This window comes from Staphylococcus sp. GDY8P196P, assembly GCF_017891705.1.
GTDB lineage: Bacteria > Bacillota > Bacilli > Staphylococcales > Staphylococcaceae > Staphylococcus > Staphylococcus ureilyticus.
The window spans coordinates 1-918 of record NZ_JAESJS010000016.1; the positions used below are offsets into that span (position 1 = coordinate 1).

The following is a 918-nucleotide window of genomic DNA, read 5'->3' on the forward strand; positions in this document are numbered from 1 at the left end:
TGTCACTTTATTCGATATATGAGAATGACTTTACCTAATAAATGAGAAAAGCAACGCACTATATTAAAATGCGTTGCTTTTTCTATTATCGAATACCTATAACTAAACTATCTCTAGCTGTTTCTACAACTTCTGTACTTATTTTATCTAAACCATTTATATCCATAATTCTGTCTATCTGCGCAAATAAACGATGAATCAGCCTAAAATTCCCTTTTGTGATTTTAATAATCGTCGTTATTGCTTCATAATCAGTAAAGTCTTCGAGTTTTAAATCAAATCCTAAATCTTGCCACTTATATTCTAATATATGATGCGTCTCATCTTTACTTAGATTATCAAATTCATGCGCAAAACCTATGCGCGAATATAGTTGAGGATAACGAGATAGTTTTTTCTCTATGCCCGGCATACCAATAAATATCATTGCTAAATTATGTTCATCATAAATAGCTCTTAATTGCTCTAAATGTTGCACTTTAAGGCGATCAATCTCATCTACTATAATTAAATCAATATATTTAAACATATCACTATAATGTTTACTATGTTCATGTCCATACTTATTTACAACATGTAATTTTTGACCCAAATCAATGCTTGCAGTAATACTATATAAATCATTCCTTAATTTAGTTTGTTTTTCTGCTGGTGCAGTATAAAATATTTTATCCACCGATAGTATGTCATCGGTCGTTTTACTAGCTAGATCTTCCCAACCTCTATGGTTAACTTGTTTTTCGATTGTATCCCAATTTGTATAATATCTTGAAGATAAAGTTTTCCCAACTCCAGGTTGACCATAACAGATACCAATATATTGATATTTAATGCAAGCGTCACAAAATTCAGCAAACCGTTTATACTCTTTCGTTTCAATAAAATTCTGATTTTTAGTCATTACGATACCTCTTTAAT

1 protein-coding gene is annotated in these 918 nt (G+C 30.2%); it reads right to left on the reverse strand.

Translation table 11 applies throughout. From position 1 onward, the window contains the following. Window positions 1-85 precede the first annotated feature (85 nt). Window positions 86-901 (reverse strand): AAA family ATPase, encoded by an 816-nt coding sequence (locus KA814_RS09225; protein ID WP_000164962.1) that lies wholly within the window; start codon window positions 899-901, stop codon window positions 86-88. Between the last annotated feature and the right edge of the window lie 17 nt (window positions 902-918).

Bases quoted from the DNA above. Each gene is read 5' to 3' on its own strand.
- KA814_RS09225 (WP_000164962.1), bottom strand. From the start codon at position 901: ATGACTAAAAATCAGAATTTTATTGAAACGAAAGAGTATAAACGGTTT.